Genomic DNA, 8,886 nt, shown 5'->3' with positions numbered 1-8,886 from the left:
TTCCCGTCGTCGCCCGGATGGCGTCGCGAGGCAGACGGGAATGTGACGACAGGACTAGCGCCTGCGGGCGGGCCTCTGACTGGGTCAGCGTTCATCGAGGGGCCGACGGCCCGGCTCAGAGGCCGAGGAGGTCGCGGAGGTCGTCAGCGTGCTCCTCCTCTTCCGCCAGGATCTTCTCAAGCATGCGCCGGGTGGTGGGGTCGCTCTCGTCGATCCAGCGGATCATTTCCTGGTACGTGGTGATGACGATGCGTTCGGCGATCAGGTTCTCCTGCAGCATGCGCTTCAGGTCCGTTTCGTCAGTGGTGACGTATTCGGTGTGAGAGCGCTCGTGGAGTGTCGCGGGGTCGAAGTCGGGACGGCCGCCGAGCTGACTGACACGTTCCGCGGCCCACAGGCCGTGCTGCAGTTCCTGCTGCGCGTGCTCGGTGAACTCGGCCGCCACCTGAGCCCGGTCGATGCCGGAGGCCGCGATGGCGTGCTGGGAGTAGCGCAGGTAGCAGACGATCTCAGTGGCCACCACCTGGTTGAGCACCTCGATCAGGCGCTCACGGTCCGCCTCGTAGCTCTGCGTGACAGGGCCCTTGTCCATCTGGGCCCGCGCGTCGTCGCGGATCTTCTTGACGTCGATCTCGAAGGAGTTGTCCATGAAGCCTCCAGCTCAGTGGGCCTGTGCCGGGCCAACTGTTGTCCACGGCACGACCACGACCGGGCTGACACTCCGCGCTCCCCGGCTCAAGGGCCCGGACGGACTCGCGAGGGACCTGAGAATCACCGAGACCAGGCCGGCCGGCTGGGTATGCCGGGCTCACAGGGCCGACGGGGCCGGGCCGTCGGGGGAGCGCGAGGAACTCGCGCGGCTGCGGCGGGAGAACACCCGGTTGAAGAAGGCGGGAACGCGGTGGCGGCAGCGGCTGTGGGACAGCAGGTGCTGTAGTCCGTTGCTGTAGTCCGTCGGGTAAGGGAGATGTCCGGCCTGAGGACTAGACCTCGCGCAGGAACGCGGCGAGGTGCTCGGCGGTGGCCTCCGGCGCCTCCTCGGGCAGGTAGTGGTCGCAGGGCAGCGCCTGCCCGCGGACGTCCGCCGCGTACTCCCCCCACACCGCCGGCACGTCGTAGCTGCGGCCCACGAAGCTGTGCTCGCCCCAGAGCGCCAGCAGGGGGCGGTGACCCGACGGCCGGCGGCCGCGTCCGCGTCGTCGTGGACGAGGTCGATCCCGGCGGCGGCGCGGTAGTCCTCGCAGGACGCGTGGATGGCGGCCGGGTCGGAGAAGCAGCGTACGTACTCGTCCTGGGCGGCCGGGTCGAAGGCCGTACCGCCGTGGTGCCTGGCGCCCATCCGGGCCCGGATCCAGTACTCGGGGTCGCCCTCGATGAGCCGCTCGGGGATGCCGTTCCCCGCGGCGAGGAAGAACCAGTGGTAGTAGCCGAGCCCGAAGGCGGCGTCGGCGTGCGCGAAGACGTGTTTTGGACACCGGAGGCCGTCCGGTAGGCATCGTCACGCGTCGGTGATTGCGTGGCGTGCGGCTCGCCGCCCCCGCACTCCGCGGAGGTGACGAGCCGACGGCCGGTCGATCGGCTGCGTCTACCGGGCGAACTGGAACCAGTTGAGGTTGACCAGGTCTCCCGAGCCGCCGGTGGTGAAGGTGGCGTAGAGGGTGTGCACGCCGGTCGCGGCGGCGGACAGGTTGACCTTGGGGCTCGTCCAGGTCTGCCAGCCGCCGGTGCTGGTGACCGGGACGGTGGCGATGACCGGCCCGGTCGTGCTGTCCAGGCGGTACTGCACCGTACCGGTGGTCGCGGAGGCCGACGCCAGCCGCGTCGTCACCGAGATCGCGGTCGTCGACCCGAAGTCCACCGCGCCGTAGGCGAGCCAGTCGCCCGCGGTGATGTACCCGACGTCCTGGCCGCCGCCGGTGTCCGTCGTCGTCTCCGTCTGCGTACCCGACTGCGACGTGTAACTCTCCGCCTGCGTCACGTCGTACGCGCTGTGGCTGGGCGGTGTTCCGTAGGTGAGGCCGAACCCGTAGGGGAACAGCGGCGTCTTTCCGTCGCCGTCGTTGATGGGCTGCTGGCTCGCCGACTGCATCCAGGTGCTGGGGAGCTTGCCGGTCGGGGCGTAGTCGCCGAAGAGGACGTCGGAGACGCCGTTGCCCTCGGTTCCCGGCAGCCAGGCCGCGAGCAGGGCGTTCCAGTCGGGCAGTTGGGCGGCGATGTCCAGCGGGCGGCCGGAGACGAGCACGACGATCACCGGCACCCCGGACGCCCTGAGCGTGGCGATGGTGTTGAGGTCGGTGCTGTCCAGGCCCATCGCGCCGGGCCGGTCTCCGGAACCCTCGGCGTAGGGCGTCTCGCCGACGACGGCGACGGCCGCCTTGTAGGAGCTGTCGATGCCCGTGCCGTTGGCGTTGTACGTGACGGTGGTACCCGTGCCGGCGGCGGACCGGATCCCCTGCAGCACGGTGGTGCCGGGCGTGGTGGCGCCGCTGCCGCCCTGCCAGGACATGGTCCAACCGCCCGACTGGTAGCCGATGTTGTCGGCGCTCTTGCCGGCCACGAAGATCTTGTTGTTGGTCTTCGCCAGCGGAAGGATGTTCCCGGAGTTCTTCAGCAGGACCTGCGACTCGCGCACGGCCTGGCGGGCGAGCGCCCGGTTGGCGGCGGATCCGACCGTCGGGGTGTAGCTGCGGTCGGTCAACGGCTTCTCGAACAGGCCGAGTTGGAACTTCTTGGTGAGGATCCGCCGGTTGGCGTCGTCGATGCGCGACATCGGCACATGGCCGTTCTGCACCTCGGCGCGCAGCGTGGAGATGAACCGCTGCCAGTCCGTCGGCACCATGACCATGTCGATGCCGGCGTTGATCGCCTGGCTCACCTCGGCCGCGGTGAAGCCGGCCTGGCCGTCGATCTCGTCGATGCCGTTCCAGTCGGAGACGACGAAGCCGGAGAAGCCGAGTTCGCCCTTGAGCAGGGTGGTGATGAGGTACTGGTTGCCGTGGTCCTTCACGCCGTTCCAGCTGTTGTACGAGATCATGACGGAGCCGACGCCGCGCCGCAGGGCCTCCTGGAAGGGCGGCAGGTGGGTGGCGCGCAGTTGGGCCTCGGTCAGGGTCGCGTTGCCCGCGTTGACGCCGTTGTCGGTTCCGCCGTCGCCGATGAAGTGCTTGGCGGTGGCGAGCACGGACCCGGGTGCGTTGAGGGCACTGCCCTGCATACCGTTGATGTAGCTGGTCATCATCGTGGCCACTTCGGGCTTCTCGCCGAAGGATTCGTAGGTGCGGCCCCATCTGTCGTTGCGCGCGACGCACAGGCAGGGCGCGAAGTCCCAGTCGATACCGGTGCCCGAGACCTCCTGCGCCGTGGCCTGGCCGATCTGCTGGACGAGGGCGGGGTCACGGGTGGCGCCCAGACCGATGTTGTGCGGGAAGATCGTGGCGCCGTAGACGTTGTTGTGGCCGTGCACGGCGTCGACGCCGTAGATGACCGGGATGCCGAGACGGCTGGTGAGCGCGGCGTTCTGGAAGCCGTCGTACATGTTCGCCCAGGACGTCGCGTTGTTGGGCGAGGGCGCGGAGCCGCCGCCGGAGAGCAGTGAACCGAGCCCGTAGGCGGGCACGTTGGCGGTGGTGACGGATGCCCGCTCGGCCTGGGTCATCTGGCCGATCTTCTCGTCCAGGGTCATCCGGGAGAGCAGGTCCTCCACGCGGGTCGGCACGGGCAGTGTCGGATCGCGGTACGGCTCGCCGTCGGCGTGGGCCTGCCCGATCTGTAAGCCCGTCGCGACCAAGGACGCGGCGAAGACCAGCGTCGCCGCGGATCTGGGGATTTTGAGGACGCCTGTTCGCACAGTGTGTCTCCGTCTCGTGAGGGAATGGCCCGTCGGGTCGGCACCTCGGGTGGGCCTCGGGTCGACACCTCGGGTCGGCACCTCGGGTCGACACCCGCTGTCGGTCCGTCATCGGATCGTGGGACGCCGGGTCATGGAGGTCCCTTCGTGGGGGATCTCTTCAGCCCGTGAGCGGTGCAGGCACTCCCGTTGGGGCGGACGAGGCGTCGGATATCCCCGGGAAGCAGCGGTGTGGGGGCATTCGAAAGGTTTTCAGAGGCATTGAACAAGCCCCTCGATACGGGGTCAAGGTCCGTACCAATACTGAGGTGTCATGGCCCGGGGAGCGGGTGGCGGCCGGTGCCGCTTTCAAGACCTGAAGGGGCCCAAGAGCCACGATCCGCGGGTGCCGACAGAGAGTGAACCAAGTCCGCCACGGCGCCGGCCGTTCCTTTGGCGGCGTGGAGACGGCGTGTGTCCCCTCGTGATTGCACGAGGGGACACACGCCGTTGGTCATTGCGCCGGACGGTTGTGCGCGGCGCGGGCCCGGCTACCCGGGCAGGCTCATCCTGCGTTCACCGGCGGTCTGCCGTCGCGTGACGGTCACGGCCAGGACGATCAGCGAAGCGAGTGCGGCGACACCGGCCGACAGCGCCGGGAGCGGATGGACAACCCCGCCGGGGTCGAGCACGTAGGACAGCGTCGGGGAACCGACCCTGCCGTCCAGCAGGGGGGCGATGGCCAGCGCACCGGTCACGGCGGCGCACGCGGCGGCCACCACCGGTTTTCCGCTGAAGACCAGTACGACCCCCAGGGCCAGGCAACAGGCGGCAACGCCGAGCGCCGCGACGAGTCCGCGGGACGGTGCGTCGGCCCAGTGCAGCGGAAGGTGGGCCGCTGCGCAGAGCAGGACGAGAACGCCGGCCAGACGGCGCAGCCACCTGACGGGGTCGGAGCCGCCGGCCGTTCTCGAGGCCAGGGAGCGCCCGGACCGGCTTCCCTCCGTGGCCGCCCCGGGTCCGGTCGCGAATCCTGTCGCGATGCGGCCGGTGGCTGTCGTGTCCGTGTCCCATACTTCGGCGCCACCCGTGCCGGTGCCGGTGGCCCGGTCTTCTCCCAGGTGGCCGAGGAGCTGTACCAGGTCTTCGAGGGGGCGGCCGGTGGCGGCCGCGCGAACCGCCTCGGTCCCGGTGTGCGGGTCGTGCGGGGGCCGGTGCAGGAGGAACAGCAGGCGGCCGACCTCGGCGACCGGGCGCTGTTCGGCGGCAACCCGGATCGCCTCGTCCATCCGGTCGGCGCGGTGGGGCGGGCTGCCGAGCAGTTCCACGAGCCGTGTGACGTCGTCCACGGAACGCGCCACCGCGGCCAGCCGCAGCACCTTCGCCGCGACCGCTACGCCGTCCGGTGTCTGCTCCAGCAGAGTGACCAGGTGAACGACATCGTCCAGAGGCCGTGAGACGACCGCCGTACGCACCAACTCGTCCATCGCGGCGTCGGCCGCCTGAAGCACTTGGCCCTGGGCGCCTTCCGCGGATATCAGTCGTCGTGTCGCGGCCGGGGCCGCGGCCGGAGCCGGAGCCGGAGCCGCGGCCGGAGCCGCGGCCGGAGCCGCGGCCGGAGCTGGGGCAGGTGCTGGGGCGGCGGCTGGGGCGCCGAATCCGGTGACTCCCCAGTGGAGCGAGGTCGCATCGAGGTGTCGGCGTGTCCCGGGTTGTTCCGGACCGGGAGAGAAAGGCTCGGTAGCCATGTGTTTTCTCCACTTCGGGGCGCTGGACATGATGGGGACCTTTATGTCATGTCATGTGAACTTTGAACCTTTGTAATCGCCCCTCCCGTGTCCCGCCACCCGAAAATCCGCGGAGGGAGGGCCGGGCGGCCAGCGGCAGCCGTCGGATCCGTGAGCGAATGGCCGGGCAAGCGGTGGTTGCCGCCCGGTTCGCGGGCGAAGAGCCAGGTAATCAGCGGTCGCCGCCCGATTCGCGGGATTCGCCCTCGGGGCCGGGCGCGTCCGGGGCGTTCGCCTCGTCGCCCGACACGCGCCGGGATCGCAGGGGACCCGTGAGCCGCTGAATCGCGGTCGTCAGCGGGTTGGCCGTGACCGGGCGCTCGTGCTGTCCGTACGACGTCTCGCGCCCCGAGGGTGCGATCCGCCGGAGCTCCTTCAGCTCGGCCAGCGCCTCATGGGCGAGTTCGGTCGCCTCGCGGTACCGGTCGCGCGACTTGGTCATGGCGTCGAGTGCTTCGGCGTAGGAATCCACCAGCGCGCGGGCGTGCGCCAGCTCCTCCTCGATGGTCACCAGGTGCCAGTCCCGCCGGAGAGCGGTGAGAGCCTTCTCCGCGTCCTCCGGCAGCGGCCAGGGCAGCGCGGCGAACCGTACGACCTTGTCCAGGAGCTCCGTCGGCTCCGAGCCGTCGAGGAACACGCTGCGCACGGAGAAGTCCTGAGCCTCGTACCCGATCCGGGCAGGTGTGCCGGGCAGGATCACGGCGCCGCCCCGCGGCACCCGTACACCCAGGTCGTACAGGGCCCAGTTGACGGCCTGGAACTGTTCGGGTGCGGCGCGGTGTTCCACGACGCGGTGCCGCAGTCCGGGCGGAAGCAGGCGGGCCAGCGGGAGGAGCCCGCGCTCGTCGGGTGTCATGGCCTCATGGACGACGACGTTGATGCTCCAGCTGCGGCGTGCCGCGTCCCTGAGCAGGCGGCGCAGGGCCGCGTCGTCCTGCGGGAGCGGGTTGATGTGCTGCGGGTGGAGTCCGGCCACGACGTCGTGGTCCCAGGACACGGAGCTCGTCTCCGGCCAGAACATCGTCGCGGGGGAGGGCCATGCGGGGTCCCAGGGCCGCTCCGCCTCGGCCGCCAGTGTCCATCGCGGCTCCTGGTCCGGGCGCTCGCGCACACCGGTGGTGAGCCGCGCCCGCACCGTGACGGCTTCGGCGACGTGCCAGCGGGCCTCGAACACACGCTCGTCAGCTCTCGCTTCCGCTTCCGCATCTGGTTCGGGTTCCGAGGGCTGTCCGGGCTCCAGGAAGTCCTGGATCGTCCCGCTGGTCTTCAGCTTTCGCAGGTTGTTCCGAAGGATGTCCTCCGGGGTGGGCCCGGTGTGGTGTCCGCTTGCCAGCCAGACTGTTTCCGGGGCGGTGGGACGGGTGGTGGGGCGCTTGGGCATGAGTCACTTCGCGGCTGGGGAGCGGTGTGCCTTCCCAGTATGGGCAATGCAGCTATGGGCAATGCCGGTCACGGGCCGAGGGGTGGTGAACCTCCGCTGCTGCCTGCGGAGGGTATGGCTTCGGCGGCGTACGACCGTATCGGCGTCGGGCATCGCCCGAACGACCTCCTTCCGACCGCACCCACATGCCTCGTCAGGACGGCCATTCCGGTTCGGCAGTCGGCCGACCTCGGTGAGCGCCTGTGGCGTCGCTGCCCGCACCGGCCCGGCTCCCGGACCCAGGGCCGTACTGCTCCCTCACCGACGCACCCGGGTTCCCGGCTCAGGCGCCGGAGCTGGAACCCGGCACCCCCGGGTGCCCAAGCCGCACCGGTGGGGCTGGCCCGACGCCTGTCGAGGCCGGGCTCGGTCACCTAGTGCGCATGCGATGGACAGGTCTCGCATGGAACAGGACGTGCTCGCCGCACTGGCCTGTGCCGCCGGTGCCGAGTTGTCCGCCGAGGTGTTTCCGGCCCTGGTCAACGCGGTGCGGTTCGACCGAACGGCCTTACGGCGAGGAGTGTGATGCTGGAGTTTGAGAGCGCCGACGGTCTACGACTGCCGTGACAGACGGAGGTCCCGGTCGCTCACCTCGGGCGACCGGGACCTCTCGCGTCCCCGGATCCGGCCACGGCGGCGACACTCCCCCGAGTTACGCGTTCTACGCGCGCGCCGTCGGGCCAGATCCGATGTTGTGATCACATCAGGTCCCGCCAACAGATCGCTAACATGACGGCCAACGGTTCCAGGGGGAGCCGAGTGCCGGTCGGCGGGAAGCCGCCGCGGGCGTGGGCGGGTTGGTTGTGCGGCGTCAAGTGGCCGCGCGGGAAGGCAGTGGGGCGGCGTTATGCGGGACGGGCTGCGCCGTGGACTGCGGTTCGGGTTGCTGGGGCCACCGGTGCTGTACGGCGCCGACGGCGAGAGCCGGTCGGTCGGCGGTGGCAAGATGCGCGCCCTGCTGGCCGCGTTGCTGCTGGAGCCGGGCCGGGTCGTTTCGGTCGACGCGCTCAAGGACGCGCTGTGGGGCGAGGCGCCGCCGGCCTCCGCGCAGGCCTCCCTGCAGAACCATGTGACACGGCTGCGGCGCCTCCTCGACGATCCGGAACGGCTGCGTGCTGTAACGCCGGGCTACGTTCTGCGCGTCGGCGAGGACGAGTTGGACGTCTCCGTCTTCGACAGCCACGTCACCGCGGCACGCACCGCGCACGCCGGACGCGAGTGGCAGCGCGCGCTGCGGGAGTCCATGGAGGCGCTCGCACTGTGGCGCGGCGCGCCCCTGAGCGGACTCCCGCCCGAGGGCGGCGCCCACGCGCTCGTCCAGCGGCTCACAGAGGCACGGCTGCTTGTCCTGGAGTGGCGGTACGAGGCCGAGCTGTGCCTTGTCGGAGCGGGGGCCGGGGAGGCCGGGGCGATCCGACTGGTCCATCTCGCACCGGAGTTGGCCGCCCACGTCGCCGAGCATCCCCTCCGCGAGGCCTTCCACCGGCTGCTGATGCTCGTACTGCACCGCACCGGACGCCGCGCCGAAGCCCTGGCCGTCCACCGTGACCTGCGGGCCCGCCTGGTCGAGGAACTCGGCGTCGAGCCGGGCGCCGCGGTGCGGGAGGCGCACCTGGAGATTCTTCGGGAGGGGCCGCCGAGGTCTGTCCGTCACCCGGGCTGGGTGGAGGCGGAGTCGGAGGTGGAGGTGGAGGTGGAGGCGGAGTCGGAGGTGGAGGTGGAGTCGGGCCGTGAGGCTGCCGAGCGGGACGCGTCCGATCGCGAAGGGGCGGGCGACTCGGGGTCCGGTTCCTCAGGGTCCGGCTCCCTAGGGTCCGGCGCCGTAGAGTCCCGTTTCGCAGGGTCCCGCTCCC

At 70.7% G+C, this 8,886-nt stretch carries 9 protein-coding genes; 4 read left to right on the top strand and 5 right to left on the bottom strand.

The window, feature by feature from the left end; genetic code table 11:
- Window positions 1-115: 115 nt before the first annotated feature.
- Window positions 116-649, bottom strand: coding sequence for a bacterioferritin (locus tag ACFWP7_RS34195; protein WP_384389654.1), 534 nt, complete (start codon window positions 647-649; stop codon window positions 116-118).
- On the opposite strand from ACFWP7_RS34195, the gene ACFWP7_RS34190 reads away from it, so the two are divergent.
- Window positions 648-950 carry a hypothetical protein gene (locus ACFWP7_RS34190; protein ID WP_384389651.1) on the top strand — a complete coding sequence of 101 codons (303 nt, stop codon included), beginning with the start codon at window positions 648-650 and terminating at the stop codon, window positions 948-950. The two genes, ACFWP7_RS34195 and ACFWP7_RS34190, sit on opposite strands and share 2 nt — an antisense overlap.
- 33 nt (window positions 951-983) lie before the next feature.
- Here the strand turns inward: ACFWP7_RS34190 and ACFWP7_RS34185 are convergent, their stop codons facing one another.
- The gene (locus ACFWP7_RS34185; RefSeq protein ID WP_384389648.1) at window positions 984-1,130 is read right to left on the bottom strand and encodes a hypothetical protein; all 147 of its coding nucleotides are present in this window, start codon (window positions 1,128-1,130) and stop codon (window positions 984-986) included.
- A gap of 123 nt (window positions 1,131-1,253) precedes the next feature.
- On the opposite strand from ACFWP7_RS34185, the gene ACFWP7_RS34180 reads away from it, so the two are divergent.
- A complete protein-coding gene (locus ACFWP7_RS34180) occupies window positions 1,254-1,424 on the top strand; it encodes a hypothetical protein (RefSeq protein WP_384389645.1) in 171 nt (56 codons plus the stop codon).
- Window positions 1,425-1,585: 161 nt separating this feature from the next.
- On the opposite strand, the gene ACFWP7_RS34175 is transcribed toward ACFWP7_RS34180, so the two are convergent.
- The 3 genes from ACFWP7_RS34175 to ACFWP7_RS34165 form a co-directional block, all read right to left on the bottom strand.
- The gene (locus tag ACFWP7_RS34175; RefSeq protein ID WP_384389643.1) at window positions 1,586-3,847 is read right to left on the bottom strand and encodes a glycoside hydrolase family 3 N-terminal domain-containing protein; all 2,262 of its coding nucleotides are present in this window, start codon (window positions 3,845-3,847) and stop codon (window positions 1,586-1,588) included.
- 530 nt (window positions 3,848-4,377) lie between these two features.
- Complete coding sequence (locus tag ACFWP7_RS34170) at window positions 4,378-5,337, bottom strand: hypothetical protein (protein ID WP_384389641.1); 960 nt, start codon at window positions 5,335-5,337, stop codon at window positions 4,378-4,380.
- A 448-nt stretch (window positions 5,338-5,785) separates the two neighbouring features.
- Complete coding sequence (locus ACFWP7_RS34165) at window positions 5,786-6,994, bottom strand: hypothetical protein (protein ID WP_384389638.1); 1,209 nt, start codon at window positions 6,992-6,994, stop codon at window positions 5,786-5,788.
- Window positions 6,995-7,436: 442 nt separating this feature from the next.
- Here ACFWP7_RS34165 and ACFWP7_RS34160 point away from each other — a divergent pair, with 442 nt between their 5' ends.
- A complete protein-coding gene (locus ACFWP7_RS34160; RefSeq protein WP_384389635.1) occupies window positions 7,437-7,559 on the top strand; it encodes a hypothetical protein in 123 nt (40 codons plus the stop codon).
- A gap of 321 nt (window positions 7,560-7,880) precedes the next feature.
- On the top strand, window positions 7,881-8,886 hold a 1,006-nt coding region (locus tag ACFWP7_RS34155), incomplete at its 3' end, for a BTAD domain-containing putative transcriptional regulator (protein WP_384389632.1).

Source organism: Streptomyces sp. NPDC058470, assembly GCF_042721055.1.
GTDB lineage: Bacteria > Actinomycetota > Actinomycetes > Streptomycetales > Streptomycetaceae > Streptomyces.
Note: the sequence above shows the minus strand (reverse complement) of the source record. Positions and strands in the feature narration are given on the sequence as shown.

Bases quoted from the DNA above. Each gene is read 5' to 3' on its own strand.
- ACFWP7_RS34165 (WP_384389638.1), bottom strand. From the start codon at position 6,994: ATGCCCAAGCGCCCCACCACCCGTCCCACCGCCCCGGAAACAGTCTGG.
- ACFWP7_RS34160 (WP_384389635.1), top strand. From the start codon at position 7,437: ATGGAACAGGACGTGCTCGCCGCACTGGCCTGTGCCGCCGGTGCCGAG.
- ACFWP7_RS34190 (WP_384389651.1), top strand. From the start codon at position 648: ATGAAGCCTCCAGCTCAGTGGGCCTGTGCCGGGCCAACTGTTGTCCAC.
- ACFWP7_RS34195 (WP_384389654.1), bottom strand. From the start codon at position 649: ATGGACAACTCCTTCGAGATCGACGTCAAGAAGATCCGCGACGACGCG.
- ACFWP7_RS34180 (WP_384389645.1), top strand. From the start codon at position 1,254: ATGGCGGCCGGGTCGGAGAAGCAGCGTACGTACTCGTCCTGGGCGGCC.